General features: G+C 66.8%; 23 protein-coding genes and 1 pseudogene. 9 read left to right on the forward strand and 15 right to left on the reverse strand.

All coding sequences use genetic code 11. The features are described 5' to 3' along the window. The first annotated feature begins 80 nt into the window (after positions 1-80). A complete protein-coding gene (locus I1A62_RS36810; protein WP_219457160.1) occupies positions 81-1,553 on the forward strand; it encodes a PucR family transcriptional regulator in 1,473 nt (490 codons plus the stop codon). 83 nt (positions 1,554-1,636) lie between these two features. Here the strand turns inward: I1A62_RS36810 and I1A62_RS36815 are convergent, their stop codons facing one another. Continuing rightward, on the reverse strand, positions 1,637-3,073 hold the full coding sequence (locus I1A62_RS36815; protein WP_124392445.1) for an amino acid permease: 1,437 nt from the start codon (positions 3,071-3,073) through the stop codon (positions 1,637-1,639). A gap of 307 nt (positions 3,074-3,380) precedes the next feature. On the opposite strand from I1A62_RS36815, the gene I1A62_RS36820 reads away from it, so the two are divergent. After that, positions 3,381-3,902, forward strand: a complete 522-nt coding sequence (locus I1A62_RS36820) for an IclR family transcriptional regulator C-terminal domain-containing protein (RefSeq protein ID WP_219457162.1) — start codon at positions 3,381-3,383, stop codon at positions 3,900-3,902. 28 nt (positions 3,903-3,930) lie between these two features. Here I1A62_RS36820 and I1A62_RS36825 read toward each other — a convergent pair whose 3' ends face one another. Further along, a complete protein-coding gene (locus I1A62_RS36825) occupies positions 3,931-4,833 on the reverse strand; it encodes an aldehyde dehydrogenase (RefSeq protein WP_219457164.1) in 903 nt (300 codons plus the stop codon). A gap of 759 nt (positions 4,834-5,592) precedes the next feature. Here I1A62_RS36825 and I1A62_RS36830 point away from each other — a divergent pair. Both I1A62_RS36830 and I1A62_RS36835 read left to right on the forward strand, forming a co-directional pair. Next, on the forward strand, positions 5,593-5,970 hold the full coding sequence (locus I1A62_RS36830; protein WP_225858127.1) for an Ig-like domain-containing protein: 378 nt from the start codon (positions 5,593-5,595) through the stop codon (positions 5,968-5,970). Between the two features lie 640 nt (positions 5,971-6,610). After that, complete coding sequence (locus I1A62_RS36835; protein ID WP_124392441.1) at positions 6,611-7,246, forward strand: TetR/AcrR family transcriptional regulator; 636 nt, start codon at positions 6,611-6,613, stop codon at positions 7,244-7,246. Between the two features lie 77 nt (positions 7,247-7,323). Here I1A62_RS36835 and I1A62_RS36840 read toward each other — a convergent pair whose 3' ends face one another. The 12 genes and pseudogenes from I1A62_RS36840 to I1A62_RS36895 all read right to left on the reverse strand — a co-directional run bounded on the left by I1A62_RS36840 (position 7,324) and on the right by I1A62_RS36895 (position 19,519). Continuing rightward, the gene (locus I1A62_RS36840; protein WP_124392440.1) at positions 7,324-7,677 is read right to left on the reverse strand and encodes a hypothetical protein; all 354 of its coding nucleotides are present in this window, start codon (positions 7,675-7,677) and stop codon (positions 7,324-7,326) included. 232 nt (positions 7,678-7,909) lie between these two features. Further along, positions 7,910-8,293: pseudogene (locus I1A62_RS36845) on the reverse strand (Gfo/Idh/MocA family protein); the annotation flags it as partial. Beyond that, entirely contained in the window at positions 8,290-9,153 is an 864-nt protein-coding gene (locus I1A62_RS36850) for a sugar phosphate isomerase/epimerase (protein ID WP_124392439.1), read from the reverse strand. The pseudogene I1A62_RS36845 and the gene I1A62_RS36850, both read right to left, overlap by 4 nt. Further along, positions 9,150-10,157 carry a Gfo/Idh/MocA family oxidoreductase gene (locus I1A62_RS36855; protein ID WP_219457165.1) on the reverse strand — a complete coding sequence of 336 codons (1,008 nt, stop codon included), beginning with the start codon at positions 10,155-10,157 and terminating at the stop codon, positions 9,150-9,152. The genes I1A62_RS36850 and I1A62_RS36855 overlap by 4 nt, the downstream gene beginning before the upstream one ends. Beyond that, positions 10,157-10,936, reverse strand: coding sequence for an SDR family oxidoreductase (locus tag I1A62_RS36860; protein ID WP_219457167.1), 780 nt, complete (start codon positions 10,934-10,936; stop codon positions 10,157-10,159). The genes I1A62_RS36855 and I1A62_RS36860 overlap by 1 nt, the downstream gene beginning before the upstream one ends. 203 nt (positions 10,937-11,139) lie before the next feature. Then, a complete protein-coding gene (locus I1A62_RS36865; protein ID WP_225858126.1) occupies positions 11,140-11,979 on the reverse strand; it encodes a sugar phosphate isomerase/epimerase in 840 nt (279 codons plus the stop codon). Positions 11,980-12,106: 127 nt separating this feature from the next. Then, on the reverse strand, positions 12,107-13,099 hold the full coding sequence (locus tag I1A62_RS36870) for a Gfo/Idh/MocA family protein (protein WP_219457169.1): 993 nt from the start codon (positions 13,097-13,099) through the stop codon (positions 12,107-12,109). Further along, entirely contained in the window at positions 13,096-14,025 is a 930-nt protein-coding gene (locus I1A62_RS36875; protein WP_219457171.1) for an NAD(P)-dependent oxidoreductase, read from the reverse strand. The genes I1A62_RS36870 and I1A62_RS36875 overlap by 4 nt, the downstream gene beginning before the upstream one ends. Before the next feature lie 56 nt (positions 14,026-14,081). After that, on the reverse strand, positions 14,082-15,293 hold the full coding sequence (locus tag I1A62_RS36880; RefSeq protein WP_219457173.1) for a Gfo/Idh/MocA family protein: 1,212 nt from the start codon (positions 15,291-15,293) through the stop codon (positions 14,082-14,084). Next, positions 15,290-16,093, reverse strand: coding sequence for an HpcH/HpaI aldolase/citrate lyase family protein (locus tag I1A62_RS36885; protein WP_219457174.1), 804 nt, complete (start codon positions 16,091-16,093; stop codon positions 15,290-15,292). Before I1A62_RS36885 ends, I1A62_RS36880 begins: the two co-directional genes overlap by 4 nt. Then, positions 16,090-18,042 carry a 3D-(3,5/4)-trihydroxycyclohexane-1,2-dione acylhydrolase (decyclizing) gene (gene iolD / locus I1A62_RS36890; RefSeq protein WP_219457176.1) on the reverse strand — a complete coding sequence of 651 codons (1,953 nt, stop codon included), beginning with the start codon at positions 18,040-18,042 and terminating at the stop codon, positions 16,090-16,092. Before iolD ends, I1A62_RS36885 begins: the two co-directional genes overlap by 4 nt. Positions 18,043-18,088: 46 nt before the next feature. Continuing rightward, positions 18,089-19,519 carry an aldehyde dehydrogenase family protein gene (locus I1A62_RS36895; RefSeq protein ID WP_219457178.1) on the reverse strand — a complete coding sequence of 477 codons (1,431 nt, stop codon included), beginning with the start codon at positions 19,517-19,519 and terminating at the stop codon, positions 18,089-18,091. A gap of 639 nt (positions 19,520-20,158) precedes the next feature. On the opposite strand from I1A62_RS36895, the gene I1A62_RS36900 reads away from it, so the two are divergent. The 4 genes from I1A62_RS36900 to I1A62_RS36915 all read left to right on the forward strand — a co-directional run bounded on the left by I1A62_RS36900 (position 20,159) and on the right by I1A62_RS36915 (position 24,462). Further along, the gene (locus tag I1A62_RS36900) at positions 20,159-21,712 is read left to right on the forward strand and encodes an AMP-binding protein (protein WP_219457180.1); all 1,554 of its coding nucleotides are present in this window, start codon (positions 20,159-20,161) and stop codon (positions 21,710-21,712) included. Positions 21,713-22,571: 859 nt separating this feature from the next. Further along, positions 22,572-22,967: a helix-turn-helix transcriptional regulator gene (locus I1A62_RS36905; protein WP_219457182.1), complete on the forward strand. Its 396-nt coding sequence runs from the start codon at positions 22,572-22,574 to the stop codon at positions 22,965-22,967. Then, complete coding sequence (arsB, locus tag I1A62_RS36910) at positions 22,964-24,052, forward strand: ACR3 family arsenite efflux transporter (RefSeq protein ID WP_219457184.1); 1,089 nt, start codon at positions 22,964-22,966, stop codon at positions 24,050-24,052. The genes I1A62_RS36905 and arsB overlap by 4 nt, the downstream gene beginning before the upstream one ends. Next, complete coding sequence (locus I1A62_RS36915) at positions 24,049-24,462, forward strand: arsenate reductase ArsC (protein ID WP_219457185.1); 414 nt, start codon at positions 24,049-24,051, stop codon at positions 24,460-24,462. The genes arsB and I1A62_RS36915 overlap by 4 nt, the downstream gene beginning before the upstream one ends. Before the next feature lie 79 nt (positions 24,463-24,541). On the opposite strand, the gene I1A62_RS36920 is transcribed toward I1A62_RS36915, so the two are convergent. Then, the gene (locus I1A62_RS36920) at positions 24,542-25,030 is read right to left on the reverse strand and encodes an ArsI/CadI family heavy metal resistance metalloenzyme (protein WP_219457187.1); all 489 of its coding nucleotides are present in this window, start codon (positions 25,028-25,030) and stop codon (positions 24,542-24,544) included. A 96-nt stretch (positions 25,031-25,126) separates the two neighbouring features. Here I1A62_RS36920 and I1A62_RS36925 point away from each other — a divergent pair, with 96 nt between their 5' ends. After that, positions 25,127-25,486, forward strand: a complete 360-nt coding sequence (locus tag I1A62_RS36925; protein ID WP_219457189.1) for an Rv2640c family ArsR-like transcriptional regulator — start codon at positions 25,127-25,129, stop codon at positions 25,484-25,486. Positions 25,487-25,818 lie beyond the last annotated feature (332 nt).

The raw sequence follows: 25,818 nt of genomic DNA on the forward strand, positions 1-25,818 counted from the left end.
CAGCATGTGAGCCCCGACATACTCCGGATTCACAGACTTCGACCCGGCGCGCTGTACGTTTGTATGAGGAGGTGAGGGCGGTGATCTCCGTCGATCAACTGGTCGCGATCCCGTCGCTCGGGTTGCGGTATCTCGCCGGCGAGAGCGGCGGTACCCGCCTGGTGACCTGGGCGCACGCGTGCGACCTCCCCGATCCGTGGCTGTGGTTCGAAAGCGGCGACCTGGTCATGACGACCGGCGGCGGGCTGCCGGACACTCCCGCGGAGCAGTCCGAGTGGATGGCCCACCTCATCGACAGCCAGGTCAGTGCCCTGGTGATCGCACGAGGGCCCGGCACCCCGGAAGTCGCGCCCGCTCTGCTGGACGTCGCGCGTGAGCGCAGGTTCCCAGTGCTGTCCGCGAGCTTCGACCTGCAGTTCGTCACGTTGGCACGGACCGTCATCGAAAGCGCCGTCGAATCCGAACGCCAACGTCTGGCAACCATCACCCGCCTCTACGACGTGTACTGGCAGTCCCTCCACGCCCGCGGCAGCTTCGGTGACCGGATCTCCACGCTCGAAGGCACCACCGGGTGGGCGCTCGAAGTGCGGGACCACGACGCCGGGGGAGAAGTCGTGGTCAGCGGACGACTGGCCCTGCACCAGCGCACCGTCGATCAGGACTCGTTGCCCGAGCGCGTCAACATTCCCATCCCGGGCGCCGGGGACGTCGTGCTGACCGCCCGTGCCGGCCGTAATCCAGTCAACGACCGGCCACTTCTCCAGCATGTCGGCGGTTTGATCGCCCTCGAACTCGAGCACCATGCCGCCGAACGCGACCGACTCCGCGCCTCCGGGCAGGACCTACTGCTCGGACTGCTCGACGAGACCATCACGCTCGCCGCGGTGTGGCCCGAACTGCGGCACCGGGGCATGCCCGATGCCACGGCGATCGCGTGCTGGAGTCCTGGAGAAAGCGCTGTGCTGCATCATGAGTCGATACATCGGCAGGTGTGCCTGCAGCAGTATGCGCCGCTGCTGTTGCCGTCCGGGACGATGCTGATGGGGCTGGTGCCGCGCGACCTCGAGTTGCTGGCCACGATCAGTGCCAAACTCGGCCCGGACTGCGCCGTCGGTGTCAGCACCGCCTTGACCGCGAATTCCAGTGTCGCCGAAGCGGCACGCCAGGCTCAGCTCGCAGTGGCCCGCGCGCACGAGCAGGGGCAGACGGTCAACGTCTACGGGGACGACAGGGACGACGTCAGCTTCCTCCCGCGCAGCATCGAGGACACCCGTACCCTCGTGCGCCGGGTCCTCGGCCCGCTCATCACCCACGACAAGGACAACGAAGGAAGCCTGCTGGAGTCGGTGCGGGTGTTCCTCCGCAACGACGGTGCGTGGCAGAAGAGCGCCGACGAACTGAACATTCACCGGCAGACCCTCGTCTACCGGCTGCGTCGCGTCGAGCAACTCACCGGTGTCAAACCCACCTCCACCGAAGGGTCGGCGATGCTCTGGCTCACGCTGTCCGGGGCCGAACGTGCCAAGCTCTCGCTCGACGACCTTCTCGAGTAACCGGGGGCGGTCCGGTGGGCCGGACGACGAGAAACACATCGACGGCAAGGCGCCGTCGATGTGTTTCCCGGTCGGGTGATTCGCTAGGAGGGATGGACGGGGGAAGGCGGAGTCTCGACGTCGGCTGAGCGGGCGGTATCGAGGGCACGGGATCCGCGGGCGGTGCGGGCCCTCTTCTCCACCAGGTAGATGACCGTCAGCACCACCCACACGGCGACGCCCTGCATCAGCTCGATCCGGTTGGCGTCGCGCAGGCCCATGCTGACCAGCACCGCAACGATCGCGACGGTGACCAGGATCGGCAGGCCCGGGTACAGCCACATCCGGAACTCGAGGCCACCCGGGTTTTCCTTCTCCCACCGGCGACGCAGCCGGAGCTCGGAGATGCAGATCATGAAGTACACGAACAGGAACACCGCACCGGAGGCGTTGATCAGAAACAGGAACACCGTGTCCGGGAACAGGGCGGCGAGCACCACGCATCCGTAGCCGACCACCGTGCACGAGAGGATCCCCTTCACTGGGACACCCCGCTTGTTGGTCGAGGTCATCCACGCCGGAGCGTCGCCGCGTCCGCCCATGACGAACAGCAGCCGCGAGGACGTGTAGAGGCCGGAGTTCAGGACCGAGAGCACCGCAACCAGGATGACGAGGTTGAGCAGGTCCGCCGTACCCGGAATGCCGATCCGATCCAGGGCCGCGACGAATGGCGATTCCCCCGGAACCACCGAGTCCCACGGCACGATCACGGCGATCAGGAACGTCGAGATGACGAAGAAGGCGAGGATCCGGAACACCACCGAATTGACGGCCTTGCGAATCGATTTCGCCGGCTCCGCCGATTCGGCGGCCGCGATCGTGACGACCTCGACGCCGGTCATCGAGAAGATGACCACCACCACGCCGACGAACAGGGTGGCGAGGCCGTTGGGGAGGAGTCCGCCGTGGTCGGTGAGGTTGCCGAAGTCGACGCGTGCGCCGGGCCAGAGCCCGAACACGAAGAGGGCGGCGACGGTGATGAAGGCGACGATGGCGACGACTTTGATGCTGGCGAACCAGTATTCGGCTTCACCGAATGCGCCGACCGAGAGCAAGTTCACGGCGGTCATGACCATCATCAGGGTGAGAGCGATGGCCCACACCGGTATCGACGGGATCCATTTGTTGATCATCTGACCGCCGACGACGGCCTCGAATCCGACGACGATGACCCAGAAGTACCAGTAGAGCCACCCCGTCGAGAACCCCGCCCATTCGCCCCACGCCATCCGTGCGTAGTCGGTGAACGAACCGGAACACGGTTTGGCGGCGGCCATTTCGCCGAGCATGCGCATGACCAGCAGCACGATCAGTCCCGTGATGGCGTACGTGATGAACGCGAGCGGCCCGGCCTGGTTGATGATTGCGCTCGAGCCGACGAACAACCCCGCACCGATGACTCCACCGAGCGAGAGCATGGTCAGGTGACGCTGTTTGAGGCCGGGCTTGAGTTGATGGCCTCCGTCCGGAGTCGTACCCATGGCATTCCCTTCATCAGGTGCGTGCCCGCGTCCGTCGTAATCGCGGGCGGGATCGAGCGTGTGATGGCAATCACTTTGCTTGTCGGGGCGTCCGTTCACCATGCGCAAACGCGCTAACGGTGGGGGTGCCGGTTCATACAAACTGATGAACGCTCGAGCCGAAGATGTATCTGACCAGGTTTTCCAGGCTCCGCCTCGTGAGTAGGTGGAGGGAAAACTACTGAATTCTTCTGGCCTCGGCCCACCGACACGAACTTCAGCGTCAACGCGTACCGGCCGTGCGACTGATCCTGTCGAACCAGCACCGATGTTGGAAGCGCTGGCCACGGAGTCCGGCGCGCTGGTGCGGCTGTCCATGGTCGATGGCGACGAGCTGGTGTTCGTCAGTCGATTCCAGGGCGCCACCACTGGACTCAGGTACGACCCTGACCACGGGGGATGCCCGCATCTGGCGTCCTCTGCGTCCGGCCACGCCTGGCTGTCCCGCCTCGATATCGACCGGGCGCTGTCGCTGGTCTTTGCCCAGGGGTTCGGCGGCCCGGGCGAGCATGGCCCGGAGGCACCTCGCTCGGGTGACGCGTTGCGGGAGCTGTTGAGGCGGACGACCGAACGGGGATACGCGGAGGTCGAGGACTCGTACGAGATCGGTACCTCGGCGATAGCCTCCGCTATTCAGAACGGCCGAGGTGACGTCGTGGGTGTTGTCAGTATTGCCGGGCCGACCGCGCTCCTCGACGCCGAACGTCGTGCGAAGCTGGCTCAGCCGTTGCTCGAAGTTGCCGCCCAACTGTCCGAGCTGGACCTTCCTGCTGCCGTGACGAGCGGGTAGTTCGTCGTCACGGCAACAGGAGTCCGGGTCACCCGAGTCCCGGGAAGCTCCGCTCTCGGTCGGCGAGTTCGACGGTGATCATCTTCAGTTGAGTGAACTCGCTGACGCCTTCCGCGCCCTTCTCGCGCCCGAAGCCGCTCGCCCTGCTGCCGCCGAACGGCAGTGGGAATGGTGACGAGAGTACAGAGTTGACCCAGACGATGCCGGACTTCAGGCGGCGTGACACCGTGAGGGCACGTTTGATATCGGCGGTCCACACACCGTTGGCGAGCCCGTAGGTGGTTCCGTTGGCGAGGGCAATCGCCTCGTCGGCGGTGTCGAAGGTGGTCACCGCCAGCACGGGGCCGAAGATTTCCTGCTGGAAGACCGCGTGGGTGTGGTCCAGGCCCGTGATCACCGCGGGGGCGACATACGCGCTGGGAAGCCCGTCGGTGGGATCTGCTTCCGGAATGATGCGGGCACCGGCGTGACGTGCCTGGTCGATGAAACTGCGCACGTGGTCTGCATGTTCCGGGCTGATCAGCGGGCCGAGGTCGGCGCCGGACCGGGGGTCGCCGACGGACAGTGCGGCGACCTTCGTGCCCAGCCTGTCCAGGAAGGTGTCCGCGATGGAGGACTCCAACAGCAGCCGCGTACCTGCGGTGCAGACCTGTCCCTGGTTGATGCAGAAGCCGGCGAGCGCACCGTCGACGGCGTCGTCGAGGTCGGCGTCGGCGAAGACGATCGTGGCGCCCTTTCCGCCCAGTTCGAGGGAGAGTCGCTGCGGGAAGGGCCGCGGTGTTTGAGCCAGTCGGTTGCCGGTGGCGGTGGATCCGGTGAACGAGAGCATGTCCACGTCGGTGGAGGCGGCCACTGGCTCGCCCACTTCCTTGCCGTATCCGGTGATGACGCAGAGCGCCGCCCGGGGAACCCCGGCCTCGTAGGCTGACATCCGTTGCAGACGTCGGCGAGGATGGTGGGGGATCGGACCTCGGCCGGTCCGAAGTCCGGTGAGCACCGTCTTGCCCTTCTCCCCGCCGAGCAAACTTGGCCTGTCGGCCAGACTCAGGTCTGCCCTTCTCGACACAGCTGCCGCTCGGGAATCGTGATCCGATCACCCGTCGCGGCATGAACGTCTTCCACCGCCCCGCAGCGACGCTCTCAATGCTTTGCGGCGGGCGCTCCCCGAACTGCTGCACAAAGCCCTGGCTCGCGGGTTCCGTGTCCGATCTCCATCGCTTCTGGCTGCGGATCGAGACGGCGGCGACCGAGGAAGTGGAAACGGGCCCGAATTCCCGAATGGTTGGAGGGGTGTTCACCTCTAGCGAGTATTCGCAGGGAGGTGCCCGTGGCGTTTCACGGAAACCAGAGAACCGACATCTATGCAACTGAACGAAAAACCAATTCTGTTGGACGAGTGATCAAAATGGAAAATGGACGACTGATCAAAATGTGTGCAAATTCCCGGGCGCCCGAACGGTCTGTGTTGGGGTATTGATGACGAATGCCTGCCACGAGTAGCGTAATAATCAGCGGCCGGGCGGCCGTCGGGACTATCGGATGCGTGTGGTCGTCCGCTTCGCGTTTCATCTCAGGCGCGAATCAAAGGAGTGCGGTCATGATCACCTTCGCAAGTCCAACTACCGGTTCGGGATCGGTAGGCCAGGGCATGCTTGTTCGGCGTCGGCAGATGCGACGGCTCAGGAGTCCAATGTTCGCACTCGGCGCCGCGGCCAGTGCGATGGTCCTGATGGCCACACCCGCAGCAGCGGTTGAGGTCGGTACCACGACAACGGTGTCCGTGCAGGGTACCGTCGCGACCACCTGTCCGGTCGCGCTGACCGCGAAGATCACGCCTGTAAATGCCACTGGCACAGTTGATTTCAAGGAAGGCAGTACCGTGATCGCTGCCGCAGTTGTCGTCACGAACGGCACCGCGACAGCCAACCACACCTTCAACGCGACAGGCGTGCACGTCATCGACGCAAAGTTCAAGGGGACGGGAGACTTCACAGGCTCGGCGGGCAGCACGACCGTCACCGTCGCGACGGGACTCAATCTGGGCTCGATTTGCCTTCCGGTGGGCTGATCGACCCTGTTACGTATCGTCGAATTCGTTTCCCGCGTGGCCAGTTTCGAACCCTCGAAAGCCGCGCTGGTGCAGTCGGATCCGGTGAGTGGGACGAACGAGTCGCTCGCTGCCGAGGCGGAGTGGCTCGGCTCCCACCTGGCGAGTCGAGCCACCGCCGTCCAGGCCGTATCGCTGGTCAGCCAATTCCGATACCGCCTCCGAACGTGATACTCAACCACTTCAGGAACGCCCCGAAGGCGACGGCGATGTCAACACCTGCAGAACCCATGAACCCTTCACTCCTCTTGCTTTTTGTTATCGACGGGCACCGAACCCGCTTACTCCTATATCGGCCGTGGGCGCCCCAAGCGTTTCATGGAATGCCGAACAATTTTTCTCTCCAATTGAACGCAAGCCCATTTATTGTTGGACGTGTGATCAAAATAAAAATTGGACGACTGATCAGAATTGAAAGATTTCGTAGATCGACTGGCGCAACAGAGTGAGCCCTCTCGGCGATACGGTGGTCGCGATCGGGTTGGCGCCGGGTTGCGATACGGGCGCCGGCGATCTGTGCATCGCCTCGTCAGTCGTGGTCGCCGCTGATCATTGTGGGATAAGCCCCCGGCCCGAGCGTCCGAGCATTTACGCTCGGCACATGGCGAAGAAGCTCCCCGCCGATGAGCGTCGCGCCCAACTTCTCGAGGCGGCGCTGGCAATCGCGGCCGAGCAGGGCGTCGACGCGCTGACCATGCGTCCACTCGCCGCAGCAGCGGGGACTTCCCTCGGGATTGTGCATTATCACTTCCACGACAAGGACACACTCCTCACTCAGCTTGCCGAGACCCAAATTCTGCAGGTCAACGAAGCGATGCAGCTGGCATTCGGGCATTACACCGACTCCGCCGGGCTGACCGGGACCCCGGCCCTCGAGGACCTGCTGCGCGCCGGAATGCGGGGACTGTGGCCGATCATCGAATCCACCCCCAACCATCAACTGCTGACCTATGAGATCACCGCCCACGCGCTCCGCCAACGCAGCGCCGGCAACGTGTCGGCCGGGGCGATCGCCGAACGGCAGTACCGCACCATGGACGCCCAGGCCGTCGCGTTCCTGACCCTGTGCGCGAGGCGAGCGAACGTCAACTGGACCACTCCGGTCGATCAGGTTGCTCGATTCGCGCTGACGTGCATGAACGGGGTGGTGCTGCGCTGGCTCGTCGACCGGGACAGCGATGCCGCTCTCATCGCCCTCGACGACATCGTGCAGATCCTCACCACCAAAGCCAGCTGACCCTCAGTTGTCCGCGCGCGATCCGGCCAGCGCGCTCCTGGTCGTCGGATCCTGCGGCAATAGGCTGCGCGCAGAGGCTAATCGGTGTTTCCGGCGTGCCGGCGGTGCCGCTCGCGGAAACGAGCGCGGTGCCGCTCGAGGGCGACGGCCTCGGTATCGCAAAGGATCTGCCGTTGCCCGCGGGCGATGGCGTATCGCAGGGCGGCACTTCGCTGTCGCAACTTCTGTGCGTGTGCGGCCGCCACGTCATCGTTGAACAGAATCGCTGCGGCCGTGTCGCACTCGATCAGCACCCACTCGTATGCCAGTCGGGCGGGGGCGCCGTCGTCGAAGAGCGCCGGCATCACTACGTCGTCGAATAGGTGAAAGGGTGCACACGTGAGTCGATAGTGGAGGCGGCCGATCGCTCGTGCTGCGCCTGCGACTCCCATGACGATGGATGATACACCGTACGTCGAGCGAATGGTATCAATTTTGCTGCCTCACAGTCGAATCGGAGTTCGCGTGAGGCGTGACCGATGAGCCCCCCACCGGCGGCAAGTCGCGGGGAGTGCACCCCGAGGGAAGGCGCGACGACCCAGTCCGGCCATGGAAAGCGTGAGTCTGCGCCGCCGATCAGGATTTCGTCGAGTCCGGGTGTTGCGCAGATGGCGTCGGCGGCTAGTGGAAGAAGTAGTGGAACCCTTCCATGATCGGCACACCCCGCTCGCGGGCGGCGCGGCGGACCTGATCGGCTTCGGTGGCGTTGCGGGCGAACGGTTTCTCGGTCAGCACCGCCTTGCCGGCCTCGATCGCCTTCAGATTCCATTCGGCGTGGAAGGCGTTGGCGAGGGGGTTGTAGATCACGTCGACTTCGGGGTCGGCGATCAGCTCGGCGTACGAGTCGACGACCCGCTCGACGCCGTGCGTCTTCGCGAACGTCTCGGCGCGGCCACGGTCGCGGGCGGCGACCGCGACCAGCCGGTGACCCAGAATCTGGGCCGGCTTCACGATCGCCTGCTCCGCGATCCGGGAGGCGCCGAGGACGCCGATCCGCAGCTCGGTCACAGCTGCAGGCTCCGCAGGAATGCGGCGCTGGTCTTGACGTCCGCGACCGGTCCCTCACCCTCGGGTTCGCCGGCGAGGATGGTGTCCTGCTCGAGGGTGAACCAGCCGTCGAAGCCGGAGTCGACGAGGTGCCGGACCACGCCTTCGATATCGACGTCACCGGTGCCGAGCGGGGTGTACATCCCCTGGGCGACGGCCTCGGTGTAGCTCAGCTCACCGGCCTGCACGCGGGCGGCGAACTCGGCGTCGACGTCCTTGAGGTGCGTGTGGGTGATCCGGTCGGCGGCGGCCCGGGCCAGCTCGAGCGGGTCGGTGCCGCCGATCAGCAGGTGCCCGGTGTCCAGGCACAGCGGAATCGAGGAGCCGTCGAGGACCCGCTGGACCTCGATGTTCTGCTCGATCATGGTGCCCACGTGCGGGTGCAGGACCGCGCGGATGCCCTGCTCGGCGGCGACGTCGTGCAGCCGGTCCAGGTTCGACAGCAAGGTCTTCCAGCCGGCGTCGTCGAGATCGGGCCGCGAATCGTAGCCGTCGGTGCCGGTGATCGCGGCCAGCACCAGCACCTCGGCGCCGGCGGCGGTGAACGCGGCCAGGGTGCCGGTGATGTCGGGGACCGGGTCGTGGCCGGCGTCGTGCAGCAGGACCGGGGTGAAACCGCCGACCGCCTTCAGGTCGTAGGAGGCGAGGGTGGCGGCCAGTTCCTGCGGGTCGGCGGGCAGGAATCCGTCGGGGCCGATCTCGGCGGCTTCGAGGCCGGCGTCGCGCATCTCCGAGAGCACCCGTTCGGGGCCGAGCTGGTGCCCCCAGCCGGGAACTTCACAGACACCCCACGAAATAGGTGCTCCTGCAATACGAATCATCGTCGAACCTCACTCATCTGGACGGGTCGGTGGTGGGAGAGGGACAGCGTGGCCGCCTCGGCGATCCACGCCACCTCGAGGGCGTCGGCGGCGGTGCACGGCGAGGGTGCGGTGCCGGCGATCACCTCGAGGAACGCGCCGAGTTCGGCGCGGTAGGCGGAGGTGAAGCGGTCCATGAAGAACTGGTGCGGCGGGCCGTCGGGGAAGGCGATGCCGGGTTCGAGGTTGCGCACCGGGGCGTTCGCGTCCCAGCCGGCGACGACGCTGTCCTCGGAGCCGTGGATCTCGAGGCGGCAGTCGTAGCCGCGGGCGTTGTAGCGGGTGTTGGAGACGACCCCGAGGGTGCCGTTCTCGAAGGTCAGGGTGGTGGTGGCGGTGTCGACGTCGCCGTGGTCGGCGAAGATCGAGTCGCCCTGGTTGGTGCCGGCGGCATAGACCTCGGTCACCTCGTGTCCGACGACCCAGCGGACGATGTCGAAGTCGTGGACGCTGCAGTCGCGGAAGATCCCGCCGGATGCGGCCACGTACTCCGCCGGCGGCGGCGCCGGGTCGAGGGTGGTCGAGCGCACCGTGTGCAACCAGCCGAGTTCCCCGCCGACGACGGCGTTGCGGGCCGCGACGAACGCGGGATCGAACCGGCGGTTGTACCCGATCTGCACCGGCACCGCCGAGGACTTCAGTCGCTCGACGACCTGGTAGCTCTCGTCGGCGGTGAACGCGACCGGCTTCTCGCAGAACACCGGAATCCCGGCATCGACGGCGGCCAGGATCAGCGGCGCATGCGCCGGGGTGGCGGCCGCGATCACGACCCCGTCCACGCCCGAGGCGAAGACCGCAGCGGCGTCCTCGACTGCGCGCGCCCCGAACTTCGCGGCCACGGCCGCGGTGACGTCCGGACGCTCGTCGGTGACGACGAGGCCGTCCACCCCCGGCAACTGAGCCAGGGTGTCGGTGTGGAATGCGCCGATCCGGCCGAGGCCGATCACGCCGAGTGTCGATCCCATCAGTCCTGCCCTCCGATAATGGTCTGGTCCCAGTCGATGACCGAGCCGGTGACGACGCCGCTGCGATCCGAGAGCAGGAACACCACCATGTCGGCGATCTCGTCGACCTGCCCGAGCTTGCCCATCGGCACCTTCGCCGCGGCCTCGGCGGCCCAGTTGTCGTCGGCGCCGTGGAAGCGCTGCTGGATCGCGGTCTCGCCCTCGGTCTCGGTCCAGCCGATGTTGAGGCCGTTGATCCGGATCCGGTCGAAGCGGTGCGCGTAGGCGGCGTTGCGGGTCAACCCCGCCAGCCCGGCCTTCGCCGACACGTACGGGGCCAGGTAGGACTGCCCGCCGTGCTGCGCGATGGAGATGATGTTGACGATCGTTCCCGGCGCCTTCCGTGCCACCATGTCCGTGACGGCGGCCTGCATGGTGAAGAACGGGGCCCGCAGGTTGACGGCCATGTGCTGGTCGAACAACTCCGGCGTGGTGTCGAGGAGGGTGCCGCGGGTGGTCAGGCCGGCCGCGTTGCAGAGTGCGTCGATGCGGCCGAACTCCTCGATGGTCCGCGTCACCGAGTTTTTGGCCTCGGCCGGGTCGGCGAGGTCGGCTTGCACGAACCGGACCTGCGCGCCCTCGGATTCGAGTTCGGCGGCCAGGGTCTTACCGGCCTCGGCCCGGCGGCCGGTGAACACGACCTTCGCGCCTTCGCGGGCCGCGGCTCGTACGACGCCTGCGCCGACACCTTGCGTCCCTCCGCTGATCAGAACTACTTTCCCGTCCAACAGGGTGGCCACTGGATTCCTTTCGATCTGTCCCTACCGACATCAGTGCCGGTGGGTCGGTCATGCACACGTCCGGTCCGCGTATCGACAGCGTCGGCGGTTGCTGTCTGTGTGCCCTTGTCAGTCTTGTTGTGACGTAGGCCTCAATCAAGACGGCATTTCCATCATTTTCGCCTCATCGTCGCGGGCGGGTGGCGACGGGAGATCCGATGAGATCAGGTGTTGTCCCGATGCGCGGCCACCCCGTCGGCGCGCGCGAAGCACTGCAGGGCGCCGTCGCGTGCCCGGGTGAGCGCGTCGACGACGGGCAGCTGCCGGAACTCCTGCGACATGTGCTCGACTCCCCACGGTCCGCCGAAGCCGATCCGGCGGACCGCGTGGATGAATTTCGGGACGTCGAATTCGCCCTCACCGCAGGGAACTCGGTTGTCGAAGGTGTCCTCGAGGTCGGTTCCCCGGACAGTGGACCAGCCGTCGTCGAGTTCGACCCCGAACACGAACCGCGATGGAACGAGCCGCGGCAGAGTGTCGTAGTCGGTGCCGCCGCGGAAGGCGTGCCAGATGTCGAGGATGAGTCCGCCGTTGGGGTTGTCGACGTCCTGGACGAACTGCGCCGCCTGCTCGGTGGTCTTGACGTGGTGGGAGAACGGGGTGTTCTCGAACGCGATCTTGACGCCCGCAGCCGCACCGTCGGTCGCCAGGGCGTCGAACTGCTCACAGAGCAGGTCGCGGGAGACCGGGACACCGTCGTCGTCCGCGCCGACCTTTATGTTGTCGACACCGAGGACGGGGGCCGCCTCGAACAGGTCCCGGCGAACCTCGTCGGAGGCCGCGCGGGCGTCGCCGGTGGTCCACCAGTTGGTGATCCATTCGAGCTGCACATGGGTGATGCCGTTGTCTGCCAGCATCTTCGCGACCTCACCGAGCCCTACCGTTTCCCGGGCGGCGACCAGATCGGGGCGGGTCAATCCGAACCCGGTGTAGCCGGTTCGGGCGACGGCCTCGATGCGCTCGCGGATCGGGATCGGACTCAGATCCGAGCCGCGCGCCGGCATCACATTTCCGGCGGAGGTCCAACAGGCGGCTAATAGCTCCGGACGTGGTGAGTTGGTCATGCCCCGTACCCTTCGGTGGTCGTCTCGATCGTAGAACGCGGATGGCGAGTAAGTCGTAGAGCGACGGTCATGAATTCCTCACCGGGGTGACGGCGCCCGCGTTGTTCATCGAGTCGATCAAGGCGGCGGCGACTTCGGTGGCCCGCAATCCGTCGCGGGCGGTCGCCGAGGGGGTGGGTGTGTCTGCGGCGAGCGATTCGACCCAGGCCTGCAACTGGCGTCGGTAGGCGTCGGCGAACAGCGGCCGCCAGTCCTCCGGGTACGTGGCCGCCGAACGCAGCGACGAGTCGACCGTCAGGACGTGACTCGGCGCCAGGCTGACCGCACCGGTTTCGCCGACCACCTCGCAGCGCACGTCGTAGCCGTACCGTGCGTTGACGAACACGTCGACGGTGGTCAATGCGCCGTCAGAGGTCCTCAGTAGCAGAACCTGCGGGTCCTGCCGCGAGGTGTCATAGGAAGTTGAGCGCGGTGCATACCAGCTGACCTCGACGATCGGCGATCCCAGAAGCCAACTGGTGATATCGATTTCGTGGATGGCGGAGTTTGTGATCGTGCTTGCCGAGTCTCCGCCCGGATACGCGGAGACATTGCGGTGCGAGCTGCGCACCAGCAATGGGATGCCGATGGACCCGGATCGTACCTCGTCGGCCAGGGCCACGTAGGGGTGGTGGAATCTGCGCATGAATCCCACCGAGACGAGTGGTTTCGCGAGAGCGAGCGCATCTTCCTTCGCGACCAGGTCTCGGCATTCGTCGACAGTCGGGGCCAGGGGCTTCTCGCACAGCACCGGCTTGAGGTGATCGAGGCACAGACTCACCTGCTCGGCGTGGGCGGAGTCGTGGGACGCGATGATCACCGCATCGACGTCGGGGGCGGCGATCAACTCTGCCGCGGTTGCGACGGTGCGGGCGCCGACCTCTTCTGCGATCGTGGCGGCGCGGGAGGCGTCGAAGTCGGTGATCACGGTGACCGTTGCCCCGGAGACCACCGCGTGCAGTGTCCGGACGTGATCGGCGCCCATCACCCCGACGCCGATCACACCCACCCGGACGGTCATGACGCCACCGCGGCCGGTTCGCGGCCGTCGAGAACCGCGACGGCGCCCTCGACCGCGGCGCGGATCGTCAGGGCCGTCGCCCGGTCCGTGAACCCCATCAGGTGCGGGCTGAGCGTTGTGTTGGCGTGGTCGAACACCGGGTGGTAGGCGGGTGGTTCGGGCTCGAAGACGTCGAGGCCGAGGCCGGCCAGCTGTCCGGATGCCAGCGCCGCGTGCGCGGCGTCGAGGTCGATCAACGCGCCCCGGCTGCAGTTGACCAGGATCGCTCCCGGTCGCATTGCAGCCAGCCGGGTTTCGTTGATCAGGTGGTGGTTCTCCGCGGTCAGCGGCGTGTGCAGGGTGACGAAGTCACTCGCGGCGAGTACCTCGTCGACCTCGGCGCACCGGTACGCCTGCGGGATCTCCGCGAACGGGTCGTAGGCGCGGACGTTCAGGTCGAATGCCTCGGCGATCTGCGCGACCTTGCGGCCGATCCGCCCGAACCCGACGATGCCCAACGTTGCCCCCTCGAGATCCCCGACGGTCACCTTTCCGCGTTCGGCCCAGCGGCCGCCCCGCACCAGGCCGGTCAGGGTGGGCAGCTGCTTCACCAACGAGAGCAGGTGCGTGTACACGCCTTCGGCGACCGAGACGGTGTTGGTGCCCGGGGTGATGACCACCGGGATCCCGCGCCGCCGCGCCTCGGCGACGTCGACGAGGTCGGTGCCGACACCGGTGCGGGCGAGGACTTTCAGCGCAGGCATCCGGTCGAGCATCGCGGCGTCGACGGTGAACGCCGCCCGCACGATCGCCGCCTCGGCGACCGCCAGCTGTTCCTCGGTGGGGTCGAGGACCAGTTGGTGATGGGAGGCCAGGTACGGGTCGACGAGTTCCCGGTCGAGTGGGCCCAGGCCGACGAACAGCTGTGTCGAGGTGGTCGTAGTCATCGGAATCCTTGCAGATGTCGAAATGGTGCGGGGCGGGATGGACGGCGCGGGGGTCGTCAGGCGGTGCGGGAGGCGGTGGTGCCGGCGACGACGTCGAGTTTCTGCCACTGCCCGGTGGCGGCGGAGGTCTCGGCGGCGGTGACGATCGCCGCCGCCGACGCGGCGTCGTGCACGTTCGAGTTCTCCTGCGGCCCACCGGTGACGGCGAGCAGGAACTTCTTCGCCTCGATCGTCTTGAGGTCGTCGAAGCCGAGGGCGTTGCCGGGGCCGGGCTGGAAGCGGGAGTAGTCGCCGTGCTTCGGGCTGGCGTTGACGGTGAGGTAGCCCTGTTCGGCGTTGGTGCGTCCCAGGCAGACCTTCAGCTCGTTCATCCGCTCGAAGTCCCACTTCAGGGATCCCTCGGTGCCGTAGATCTCGATCTGGTAGCCGCACTCGGGTCCGACGATGACCCGGGAGGCCTCGATGGTGCCCACCGCACCCGATCCCGGTCCCTCGGAGCCGAATCGCACCAGCGCGGCGGCGTAGTCCTCGTTCTCCACCGGGCCCATCTCACCGTTCTCGATGACAGCGAAGTGGGTTCCGCTACCCATCGCCTGCTTCGGGCGTTCGGTGTAGACGGTGCTGGTGAGCGCGTTGATCTCGGCGATCGGCCCGACCACGTACTGGCACAGGTCGCTGGCGTGGCTGAACAGGTCTGCCAGCACACCGGACCCGGCGAGTTCGCGGTCGAACCGCCAGGACAGTGCGCCGTTGGGTTCGTTGGCGTATCCGGAGAAGAACGAGGCCCGCACGTTGGTGATCCGCCCGAGGCTGCCCTCGGCGATCAGCGTCCGGGCGTGCTCGACGGCGGGGGCGTGCCGGTAGTTGTAGCCGATCGAGGTGATCACCCCGGCGTCGGTGGCTGCCGCCTCGATCGCGGCGGTCTCGGTGTAGCTGCGTCCGACGGGCTTTTCGATCCAGAAGTGCTTGCCCGCCTTCGCCGCGGCGATGCCGATTTCGGCGTGCAGGAAGTTGGGTGCGCAGATGGAGACGACGTCGACGTCCGGGTGCGCGAGCACCTCGCGGTAGTCGGTGGTCCCCTCGGCGAAACCGAGGACATTCTTGGCAAACTCGACGCGGCTGTCGGCGGTGTCGGCGGCGATCACCAGCTTCGGGGTGACCCCGAGTTCGGGATAGACGATCGGGACGTCGCGGTAGGCGCGGGCATGAAGCTGGCCCATCCAGCCGACGCTGATCAGTCCGACTCCGACGGTGCGGGTTGTGTTCACGATGACTTCCTTTGCTGGTCTTGTTCGGGGCGGGCGGTGGCGAAGGCCTCGGTCAGGGCCGCGGCGAGCAGGGTCGAGTCGGAGCCGATGGCCACGAATCGGAATCCGAGTTCGACGGAGCCGGCGGCCAGGGCGGCGTTGGCGGTGAGAATGCCCGCCGTCTTGCCGTGCTGGTGGGCGGCTTCGAGCACCCGCCCGAGGGCGGTGGTGAACACCGGGCTGTCGAACTGCAGCGGCACCCCCAGTGCGAAAGACAGATCCAGCGGGCCGACGAACAGCACGTCGACACCGTCCTGGGCGGCGATCTCGTCGACCGCGTCGAGGGCGGCGAGGGTTTCGATCTGGATGACCCCGAGCGAGGCCTGTTCTTCGGCGAGCAGCACGGAGCGATCCATGCCCCACCGGCAGGAGCGGTTGTAGGTGGCGACCCCGCGGTCGCCGCGCGGCGGATACGCGAGGTGGGTGATCGCGTCGACCACCTGATCGGGCTTGTCCAGGCGCGGCACCATCACCCCGGCGGCGCCCTGATCGAGGACCCGTCCGATTCGGATGCGTTCCCCGGATTCGACCCGCACCACCGTCGGCACCCCGTAGGCGCCGGCGGCGAGGATCGAATCGCGCAGGGCGTCTTCCGATCCGGCACCGTGTTCGAGGTCGAGCAGGATCCAGTCGGCACCCGCCGCCGCGCACACCTCGGCCGCGGTCGAGGAGGCCATGCCGACGAACGTGCCGACGGTCGTCTCACCCTGCGCCAGACGCTGACGCAGGGTTCCCGCGTCGAGAGGACTGTTGTTGCTCATCCGAACCACCTCTGCCGTCCCATGGCGTTCTCGTAATCGGCGCGCAGGCTCTGCACCCATTCCTGGTTCGAGACTTCGGCGGGGGCCACATCCCACCAGACGTCGCCGCCGGGCAGATCCACGTGCGGCACCGTCGGAACCACGATGACCACCGGCCCGGACTCCTCGCGGGTCTGCTCCAGTGCGGTACGGACCTCGGCTGTGGTGGTGGCGCGGATCGCGGTGGCGCCGAGGCCTTCGGCGATCTTCCGCAGGTCGACCTTCAGGTAGTCGCCCTCGAGGCGCGCCTTGTCCCCGCTGTCGGCGATGATGTCGCCGTCGGTGCGGTAGCGGAACTCGTTGCCGAATTCCCTTCCGTTGCGGTTCATCTGCAGGCGGTGGATGACCTGGTAGCCGTGGTTCTCGGAGACGACGACGGTGACGTCGAGGCCCTCCTGGGCGGCGGTGACCAGTTCGGTCGGGGCCATCAGGAACGTGCCGTCGCCGATGAAGGTGACGATCCGCTGGCCCTGGTTGCCCTCGGCCAGGCGCACGCCCATCGCGGCCGGGATCTCGTAACCCATGCAGGAGAACCCGAATTCGAGGTGGCAGTGCCGATTCCCGGTGGCGTCCCACACCTTCTGCAGGTCGCCGGGCGCGCCGCCGGCCGCAGCGATGATGGTGTCGCCGCCGCGGGCGTGCTCCTGCAGGAGCCCGATCAGTTGCGGCTGGGTGAGCACCGCACCGGTGACCGGTGCGTCCGGGTGCTCGGCGGGGTCGAACGCGGTGTCGGGGTCGAGGGCGGCGGCGCGGATCGGGGCCCAGCCCGCTTTCGCCGTCCGCACCGTCTCCTGCCACGCCGTGCTGGTGGTGTGTCCGGCCAGCGCGGCGGTCAGTGCGGCGAGGCCGAGGCGGGCGTCGGCGAGGATGCCGGTGGCACCCTGCTTGCGGGTGTCGGCGTCGACCACGTTCAGCGATGCGAAGCGGACGGTGTCGTTCTCGAAGATCGACTGCGAACCGGTGACGAAGTCGGTCAGCCGGGTGCCGACACTGATCACCAGGTCGGCCTGCTTGACCAGCTTGTTCGAGGCGAAGTTGCCCTCGAGGCCGACGCCGCCGACCTGCCACCACTCGTCGCGGCCGACCGCGCCCTTGCCGCCGAACGACTCGACCACCGGAATCCCGACCTGCTCGGCGAGCTCCTCGAGGGCGGCGGTGGCATCCGAATAGTGCACGCCGCCACCGGCGATGATCACCGGACGCTCCGCCTCCCGGATCTGGGTGGCGACGTCGTCGACCTCGGTGGGGTCGGGGAGCGGGCGGCGGATCTTCCAGTCGCGGGGTTCGAAGAACTCGACGGGGAAGTCGAAGGCGTGGGACTGGATGTCCTGCGGCAGCGACAGCACCACGGCACCGGTGTCGGTGGGGCTGGTCAGCACCCGCATCGCCTGCGGGAGCGCGGTCAGCAGTTGCTCGGGGCGGGTGATGCGGTCGAAGAATTTCGCCACCGGACGGAACGTGTCGTTGACCGTGGCGTCCGCTTCGCTGGCGTGCTCGAGTTGCTGGAGCACCGGACCCTGGTGCCGGGTGGCGTAGGTGTCACCGGGCAGCAGCAGCAACGGGAGCCGGTTGATCGTCGCCAGCCCGGCGGCGGTGACCAGATTCAGTGCGCCCGGTCCGATGGAGGCGGTCACAGCGAGGGTGGCGCGGCGTCGGCTGGCCTTGGCGTACGCGGTGGCGATGTGCGCAAGGTACTGCTCGTGCCGGCCCTGGATGAACGGCAGGTCGTCGGACAGTTCGTCGAGGGCCTGTCCGAGGCCGGCGACGTTGCCGTGTCCGAAGATGCCCAGTGCGGCCGGGATGAGGCGGCGCCGGTCGCCGTCGGCGACGGAGTACTGCGCAGCGAGGTACTTCACGACCGCCTGGGCGGTGGTCAGCCGGATTGTCTTGTGGGTGCTCAGTGGTGTCATGTCGTCGTTTCTGTGAGTGGCACGAAAGTGGTTGAGGGGGAGTCGGTTACCAGGGTCGGCCGTGCAGGATGACGGTCTTCTCCTCGGTCATTTCCTCGACCGCGGACCGGACGCCCTCCTTGCCGATGCCGCTGCCCTTGAGGCCGCCGTACGGCATGAGGTCGGCGCGCCAGAGCGGGGTCCAGTTGATGTGGATGTTGCCGGCGTCGATCTGCCGCATCGCCCGCGTCGTGGCGCTGACGTCGGAGGTGAACAGCCCTGCGCCGAGGCCGTAGTCGTTGTCGTTGGCGAGGGCGATCGCCGACTCGATGTCGGCGGCCGATGAGACGGCGACCGCGGGGCCGAACAGTTCGTCGCGGCTGAACGGGGAGGTCGGGTCGACGCCGGCGACGACGGTCGGGGTGACGACGGCGCCGTCCCGGTCACCGCCGGTGAGGACCTTCGCACCGGCCAGCGCGGCCTCGGCGATCGCCGAATGCACCCGGTTCGCTTCGGCTTCGGAGATCAACGAGCCGAGCTTGGTGTCTTTGTGGGAGGGGTCGCCGACGACGATGTTCTCGACCTTCGGGACCAGGGCGTCGAGGAAATCGGCCTCGACGGACTGATCCACGATGACCCGCTGCACGCTGATGCAGACCTGACCGGCGTTGATGTAGCCGCCGGCCGCGACCGCGGAGGCGGCGAGTTCGATGTCGGCGTCGGGGAGGACGATGACCGGGCAGGAGGCACCCAACTCCAGCGACAGCTTCTTGATACCGGCGATGGACGCCAGCCGCGTTCCGGTCTGGGTGGAGCCGGTGAACGACACCTTCCGCACCCGTGGGTCGGTGACCAGGACGTCGCCCAGCACGGAGCCCGGTCCGGTCAGCACCGACAGGGACTCGGGTGCAAGGCCGGCGTCGACGAAGCACTCGGCCAGCTTCAGCGCGGTCAGCGGGGTGGCGCGGGCAGGCTTGAGTACCACCGCATTACCCGCCGCCAGCGCGGGCGCGATCTTGTGCAACACCAACAGTGCCGGGTAGTTGAACGGGGTGATCGCCACGACGATCCCGCACGGCTGGCGCAGCGTGAACCCGACCTTCTCGAGCCCGGTTCCGGGGTTTGCGTCCAGCGGCAGCGTCGAGCCGTACAGCTGGCTGCCCTCGAACGCTGCCAACCGGATGATGCTGCCGGACCGGCTTGCCTCGCCGCGCGCCTCGCTGATCGGCTTCCCGGTCTCGGCGCTGATGGTCTGTGCGATGTCTTCCGCGCGTTCGTCGGCCAGATCGGCGGCGCGCATCAGAATCGCCACCCGCTCGTGCGCCGGGGTGGCGCGCTGGATTCGGGCACCGACCTCGGCCCGGTCGAGGGCGACGGCGGCGTCGGCGACGGTGGCCACCGGTACCGAATCGACCGCGTGACCGTCGAACGGGGACCGGACGTTCTCGGTGACGTTGTCAGCGGCGCCCCGCCACTGACCGGCAAGCAACATATCCATGTCGGACTCCATATCGGGACTCGTTCGCCGTCACACCGCCGCAGCGGCAAGACGACACGACAGAACAAACGGGTGAAAAACCTTGGTGTCGAATCGAATACATGCGTCGCGTTCGGCGACGGCTTTGTGTCGAATCGGAAAGGGGGCTCGCACTCGGGACGGTGGGACCGTCCGGGACGAGATAACTGCGGGGAGGGCGTGCGTGGTCGGACTATCGATCGCCGGGGCGGTCGACTGATCGCGCGGAAGCGCGGCCCGTATCGCCTGGCCCGGGGGGCCGGGGTCGGTCGTGCCGCCTCGGTGGGGGACTGCTCGTGCTCATGCAGTTAGTCTTGCTGTGACTCGCACCTCAATCAAGGTAGGAATCACCTCAAATTCACATCATATTGCTCTCGAAGACGTGTAGAGGTCCGAATTCACGACAACGACCAGGCTTGCCCATTTCCACGCGTCGAGCACCGTTCGACGGAACCGACCGCGGACACAGTCGCATCTCGACGCACACCTCGGCACAGGCCAAGATGTAATGACCTCATGTGAGGAGGACGCATGTAGAAGACGTGAAGGCCGCGGCGTGGTCGGCGTGCCCGACTCCCGCGGCAGCGCCCTCACCGAGTCCGAGTCGACGTAGGAGGAGTTGTGTTTGTCCCGTTCAGTGTCAACGATTTTCTCGACCGCGCGGAGACCGTGTACGGGGATCGGATCGGTGTGGTCGACGAACCTGACCAACCCGCCGCGTCCCAGGGGTCGCTGAGCTACGCCGAGATCGCCGACCTGGCCCGCCGCCAAGCCGCCAAGCTCGACGAACTCGGCATCGGCGCCGGTGAGCGGGTCGCGATCGTCAGCCACAACTCGAGCCGGCTGATGACCTCGTTCTTCGGGGTCAGCGGTTCGGGGAGGGTGCTGGTGCCGGTCAATTTCCGGCTGCGCCCCGACGAGGTCCGCTACATCGTCGAGGACTCCGGTGCCCGCGTCCTCTACGTCGATCCCGAACTCGAGGAGGCGCTCGAGGAGGTCGACTGCGAGCACAAGTTCGTCCTGGGCTCGGACACCGACCTCTACGCCGCTCCCGGGGCGGTGTCGCAGCCGTGGGAGCCGGACGAGTCGGCCGTCGCCACCCTCAACTACACCTCCGGGACCACCGCCCGCCCGAAGGGTGTGCAGATCACCCACCGCAACATCTGGGTCAACGCGGTCACGTTCGGGCTGCACGCCGGGATCGGTGACCGGGACGTGTACCTGCACACGCTGCCGATGTTCCATTGCAACGGCTGGGGTCAACCGTTCGCGCTGACCGGCGTCGGCGGCCGGCACATCGTCCTGCGCAAGGTCGACGGCGCCGAGATCCTGAGGCGGGTCCGCGACCACGGGGTCACGGTGCTCTGTGGGGCGCCGGCGGTCGCGTCCGCGGTCCTCGAGGCCGCACAGACCTGGGAGGGCGAGATTCCCGGCCGGGACCGGGTGCGGATCATCATGGCCGCTGCGCCGCCGCCGACGACGACCGTCGTGCGGGTCGAGGAGGAACTTGGTTGGGAGTTCATCCAGATCTACGGTCTCACCGAGACCTCCCCGCTGCTGACCGTCAACCGCGCCCGCGCCGAATGGGACGACCTCGACCCGGAGACCCGGGCGGCGAAACTGATCCGGGCCGGCGCCCCGGCGCTCGGTGTCCGGCTGCAGATCGAGGAGGGCGAGGAGGGTGCGGGGGAGGTGCTGGCCCGCTCCAACGTGGTGATGGAGGGCTACTGGAACAAACCGGAGGAGACCGAGAAGGCGCTGGCCGGTGGCTGGTTCCACACCGGTGACGGTGGCGTCGTTGGCGAGGACGGGTATCTGACCATCGCCGACCGGAAGAAGGACGTGATCATCACCGGCGGTGAGAACGTGTCTTCGATCGAGGTCGAGGACTGCCTGTTTTCCCACCCGGCCGTGTCCGAGGTGGCCGTGATCGCGGTGCCGAGCGAGAAGTGGGGAGAGACGATCAAGGCCCTGGTGGTCCTGACCCCGGGCACACCGTCCGACAGCGGCACGGAGGCGGAGTTGATCGGCTGGTGCAAGCAGCATCTGGCCGGGTTCAAGGCACCGACCTCGGTGGAGTTCCGAGATGAGTTGGCCCGCACCGCGACCGGGAAGCTGCAGAAGTTCAAGCTACGTAGCCCGTACTGGGACGGACACGGACGTCAGGTCAACTGACATCGAGTTTTCAGTGTGGGACGTACCGACAGTGCACGTCGGTACGTCCCACACCTCGAAGAACCCGCGGACAAAATTTGCGGCGGGCGACAGAACACGTCGCCCAGCACGGCACCGGATTCGTCGGCTCCGACCTGTGCGTACGTCGTCGACACCAACACACGGCCGGAAATTGACGGAGCCTGTGGGCCTGCCCCTCTACCGGACGACCTACCGCGAACCCGATAAGCAAAGGGTGCAACGTCTTTCGTTGATCCGACGGATTATTGGTCGAGCAGGTGTGGCGCGGGTGTCTTCCGTTCCGGTCTACGCCCGGACGTGCTGGCGCCAACTGCGAGCCTCGCACCGGTGCCCATGGGTTATCTACCCTTCATGCTCGTGTTCGCCGATCGGAGGTCTGATTGGTGTCAGTGCTTGGGATACCGCTGGAGGTTCCGGGATTCTCGATCATCAGCTGGATCGCAGTTTCACAAGGACTGGTCGGTCCGTGACACCTGTGGCCTGATCCGCTCGAACGGAATGAAGGTCAGGGCTCGTCGCCGCAGAGGCACCACGAGTCGCAATGAGTATCCCGGGGTTTCCGCACAGTCGATCGGGCATGTACTGGCAAGAGCAGGTCGCGGCCGAACACGAGGCGGGGCACCGACGATATTTCGAGTTGCCGCGAAGGGCATCTCTCGGAAAACCACCCACGCTTGCCGACCACATCAGCGCTCACGTGTCCGACGTGAGTGACACGGGTGATCCAGGGAAGTAACCCAAGTCATCTCGCCGATTCGCAGCCGTCCGGTGGCCGGCAGGCGGCTTTCGCGGGCGTCATGGATTCGCGAATGGATTCGACATCTGTCAATATTGACACATGTCGAAACAGAGGTTGGTGGCTGATGCCGAGCCGTGCTGCTCCCCGCTGGTCCGGGAACCGTTGACCGAGGACTGGGCCGGCGATCTGGCCCGGATGTTCAAGGCGCTGGGGGACCCGGTCCGGTTGCGGCTACTGTCCCTGGTCGCCTCCCATGCGGGCGGCGAGGCGTGTGTCTGCGACATCTCCGAGACGTTCGATCTGTCGCAGCCGACGATCTCCCATCACCTGAAGGTGCTGCGCTCGGCCGGACTGCTGGACTGCGAGCGCCGGGGCACCTGGGTGTATTACTGGGTGATCCCGTCGGCGCTGCAACAGCTTTCGGCGGTGCTGCTGACCGAGAGTGCCCCCGCGGTGCCGTCCGAGGCCTGCACCGCGACGGAGGTCCCGGCGTGACTGAGGCCACCACCGAGCATCACCCTGCCGTCGTCGGAAAACTCTCCACCCTCGATCGGTTCCTGCCGGTGTGGATCGGCGTCGCGATGGTCGCCGGGTTGCTGCTGGGCCGGATGATTCCGGGCCTCGGCGGTGCCCTGTCCGCGGTGGAGGTCGACGGCATCTCGCTGCCGATTGCACTCGGCCTGCTGATCATGATGTACCCGGTGCTCGCGAAGGTCCGCTACGACCGCCTCGATACCGTCACCGGCGACCGCCGCTTGCTGATCGGTTCCCTGGTGTTGAATTGGGTTCTCGGCCCGGCGCTGATGTTCGCCCTGGCCTGGCTGTTGCTGCCGGACCTGCCGGAGTACCGCACCGGCCTGATCATCGTCGGTCTCGCCCGCTGCATCGCGATGGTGATCATCTGGAACGACCTCGCCTGCGGTGACCGGGAGGCCGCCGCCGTCCTGGTCGCGATCAACTCGATCTTCCAGGTGCTGATGTTCGCCGTCCTGGGCTGGTTCTACCTCGACGTGCTGCCCGGCTGGCTCGGGCTCGAGCAGACCACCATCGACACCTCCCCGGCCCAGATCGCGAAATCGGTGCTGATCTTCCTGGGCATCCCGCTGCTCGCCGGATACCTCACCCGCCGCTTCGGCGAAAATGCCAAGGGCCGCACCTGGTACGAGACCAAACTGATCCCGCGGATCGGGCCGTGGGCGCTGTACGGGCTGCTGTTCACCATCGTGATCCTCTTCGCCCTGCAGGGTGACCAGATCACCTCCCGACCGCTCGACGTCGTGCGCATCGCAATCCCGTTGCTTGCGTACTTCGCGATCATGTGGGGCGGCGGCTACCTCCTCGGCGCCGTCATGGGCTTCGGCTACGAACGCACCACCACCCTGGCGTTCACCGCCGCGGGCAACAACTTCGAACTCGCCATCGCGGTCGCGATCGCCACCTACGGCGCCACCTCCGGCCAAGCCCTGGCCGGTGTCGTCGGACCACTGATCGAGGTCCCGGTCCTGGTCGGGCTGGTCTACGTTTCCCTCGCCCTGCGCAACCGATTCGCCCCGACCGCGGGAAAGGTGCCTACCCCGTGATCGGCAAGCCCAGTGTGTTGTTCGTCTGCATCCACAACGCCGGCCGTTCCCAGATGGCCGCCGGCTTCCTCACTCACCTCGCCGGTGATCGGATCGAGGTCCGCTCCGCCGGGTCCGCCCCGGCAGATCGGGTGAACCCGGCCGCCGAGGCGGCGATGGCCGAACTGGGTATCGACATTTCCACCGCGTTCCCGAAGATCCTCACCGTGGACGCGGTGCAGGACTCGGACGTGGTGATCACCATGGGCTGCGGAGACACCTGCCCGGTGTTCCCTGGAAAGAGTTACCGGGACTGGGTCCTCGACGACCCGGCCGGCAAAGGCGTCGACGCGGTCCGGCCGATCCGCGACCAGATCCGCACCAGGGTCGAGGACCTGATCGCCGAACTCCTGCCTGTCGAGCCTTCCTGAACCTGAACCACCCGTGCATGGGTCGATGGGGTCCGCGGCAAGGCCGTCCCCGCCGTCCCATGTTCGTCAGGCCCGGCATTCAGCAGCAGGACGCAGTGCCCGCGTTCTCGGTCGATGCGTCGCTCTCGGCGGCCGCGGTGGTGCCGCAGCACATGCCGCTCTCCGAATTTCCGTCCTCGTGTCGCGGGCTGCGGCCGAAGCTCTCGGAATCGGCCAGCACGGTGTAGACCTCCCATTTCTCCCCGGCCGGGCCGGTCACCCACACCTTGTCCTGGGTGGCGAAACAACACGTGGTGCCGATCTCCTCCTCGGTGAACAGACCCTCGCCGCTCAGGCGGGCGATCTCCGCGTGCACCTTCTCCGAGGACTCCACCTCCACCCCGAGGTGATTGACGGTGCCGCCGGAACCGGGGTTCTCGATCAACACCAACTTCAGCGGGGGCTCGGCGATCGCGAAGTTCGCGTAGCCCGGCTTGACCTTGGCCGGTTGGGCATTGAACAGCTTCGAGTAGAACGTGACCGCTTCCTCGAGGTTGTCGACGTTGAGGGCGAGCTGGGTGCGGGACATGACACTCTCCAACCTGTGTGACTTATGTCGAATTAGTGGGCAACTTCAGAATCCCACCTTTTCAACATAAGTCAAGAAGCTGGGTAGACTTTCCGTATGCCGAAGACACTGCCCGTGGTCGATGTCAGTGCCCCGATCTGCTGCGCACCGGTGTCGGCCGCACCGATGGACGACGAGGCCGCCCTGCAGGTCGCGTTGCGGCTGAAGGCGCTGGCCGATCCGGTGCGGATCAAGCTGATGTCGATCCTGTTCACCGCCGACGACGGCGAGGTCTGCACCTGCGATCTCGCTACCGGTGTCGGGCTGTCCGAATCGACCGTCAGCCACCACCTCGGCCAGCTGAAGAAGGCGGGCATGGTCGAGGCGACCCGCCGCGGCATGAACGTCTACTACCGCGCCCGCGGCGATGCCCTCAATGCGCTGCGGCAGGTGCTCGACCCGAACTGCTGCACCTAGCCCTAGCCCATGAGGTCGGTCTCCGATCCCCACCGCGTCGTGCTGCCGATCGTGGGCGCACTCCGAGGGGATCATCGACGTCCTCGACGTGCGCGCGCCGGGAGGCGATGTGGTCTTCGCGAAGCTCTGCGAGCGGAAGCGGGCCCGAATCCCCAGAAGCCAGGACCCGGTGGCCGTTCACAGGGTGCGTCGGAGGTTATGGCGTCAATTTGGTATCGCTGAATCAGATGTGCGCGCACCACGTCGATGTGCGGCCGTTCGGTGACGTCCATGGCAGAAATTGTGGTCGCATCGGTGACGGTGGGAAAGGGTTTCCTGGTTCTAACAGCGAG

The organism is Rhodococcus sp. USK10 (genome assembly GCF_019378875.1).
GTDB lineage: Bacteria > Actinomycetota > Actinomycetes > Mycobacteriales > Mycobacteriaceae > Rhodococcus_F > Rhodococcus_F pseudokoreensis.

What these genes read in the sequence shown, in the direction of transcription:
- I1A62_RS36815 (WP_124392445.1), bottom strand. Translation starts at nt 3,073, where the DNA reads ATGGGTACGACTCCGGACGGAGGCCATCAACTCAAGCCCGGCCTCAAA.
- I1A62_RS36820 (WP_219457162.1), top strand. Translation starts at nt 3,381, where the DNA reads ATGTTGGAAGCGCTGGCCACGGAGTCCGGCGCGCTGGTGCGGCTGTCC.
- I1A62_RS36825 (WP_219457164.1), bottom strand. Translation starts at nt 4,833, where the DNA reads ATGTCAGCCTACGAGGCCGGGGTTCCCCGGGCGGCGCTCTGCGTCATC.
- I1A62_RS36830 (WP_225858127.1), top strand. Translation starts at nt 5,593, where the DNA reads ATGTTCGCACTCGGCGCCGCGGCCAGTGCGATGGTCCTGATGGCCACA.
- I1A62_RS36835 (WP_124392441.1), top strand. Translation starts at nt 6,611, where the DNA reads ATGGCGAAGAAGCTCCCCGCCGATGAGCGTCGCGCCCAACTTCTCGAG.
- I1A62_RS36840 (WP_124392440.1), bottom strand. Translation starts at nt 7,677, where the DNA reads ATGGGAGTCGCAGGCGCAGCACGAGCGATCGGCCGCCTCCACTATCGA.
- I1A62_RS36850 (WP_124392439.1), bottom strand. Translation starts at nt 9,153, where the DNA reads ATGATTCGTATTGCAGGAGCACCTATTTCGTGGGGTGTCTGTGAAGTT.
- I1A62_RS36855 (WP_219457165.1), bottom strand. Translation starts at nt 10,157, where the DNA reads ATGGGATCGACACTCGGCGTGATCGGCCTCGGCCGGATCGGCGCATTC.
- I1A62_RS36865 (WP_225858126.1), bottom strand. Translation starts at nt 11,979, where the DNA reads ATGCCGGCGCGCGGCTCGGATCTGAGTCCGATCCCGATCCGCGAGCGC.
- I1A62_RS36870 (WP_219457169.1), bottom strand. Translation starts at nt 13,099, where the DNA reads ATGACCGTCCGGGTGGGTGTGATCGGCGTCGGGGTGATGGGCGCCGAT.
- I1A62_RS36875 (WP_219457171.1), bottom strand. Translation starts at nt 14,025, where the DNA reads ATGACTACGACCACCTCGACACAGCTGTTCGTCGGCCTGGGCCCACTC.
- I1A62_RS36885 (WP_219457174.1), bottom strand. Translation starts at nt 16,093, where the DNA reads ATGAGCAACAACAGTCCTCTCGACGCGGGAACCCTGCGTCAGCGTCTG.
- iolD (WP_219457176.1), bottom strand. Translation starts at nt 18,042, where the DNA reads ATGACACCACTGAGCACCCACAAGACAATCCGGCTGACCACCGCCCAG.
- I1A62_RS36895 (WP_219457178.1), bottom strand. Translation starts at nt 19,519, where the DNA reads ATGGATATGTTGCTTGCCGGTCAGTGGCGGGGCGCCGCTGACAACGTC.
- I1A62_RS36905 (WP_219457182.1), top strand. Translation starts at nt 22,572, where the DNA reads ATGTCGAAACAGAGGTTGGTGGCTGATGCCGAGCCGTGCTGCTCCCCG.
- I1A62_RS36920 (WP_219457187.1), bottom strand. Translation starts at nt 25,030, where the DNA reads ATGTCCCGCACCCAGCTCGCCCTCAACGTCGACAACCTCGAGGAAGCG.
- I1A62_RS36925 (WP_219457189.1), top strand. Translation starts at nt 25,127, where the DNA reads ATGCCGAAGACACTGCCCGTGGTCGATGTCAGTGCCCCGATCTGCTGC.